Source organism: Paenibacillus sp. 598K (assembly GCF_003851045.1).
Taxonomy (GTDB): Bacteria; Bacillota; Bacilli; order Paenibacillales; family Paenibacillaceae; genus Paenibacillus_D.
Map to the genome: position 1 here is coordinate 10,026 of NZ_BFBX01000165.1, position 446 is coordinate 10,471.

Genomic DNA, 446 nt, shown 5'->3' on the forward strand with positions numbered 1-446 from the left:
TGCAGACACGCCCTAGCCCTTCCCGCTTGTCAAAATCATTGTAATGAGCGTCGGCAACGTTGTCAACCATATCCATCACACACACTTGACATCTGCGTTCAAGTTTTTCTCCCGCAGCGCGTGCGGAGTAGACGAGACCGGGCCACCCGAACTGCTATCCGGAATGACGGGCTGGCCAGGAAAAACAAAAAAGCCCCGCGATTACGGGACTTTTTCCTGCCTCTTCGCTGCTTACTCAGGACTCGCCCCCACTGATGCAAGGAGTGGAGTGTAAACGCGAAGCGAAGCTGTGGTAGGCTTTAATTTAACTGCGATAATACCTCTATTTATGCCTCTATCGGCCAACATGCAGAGTATAACTGCAAAAGTGCAGTTGTTTTCGGAGCATGGCGCACAATCAAGCGAATCAGCCTTAATTAAATGCACTTTGCAGTTAGAATGAAAAG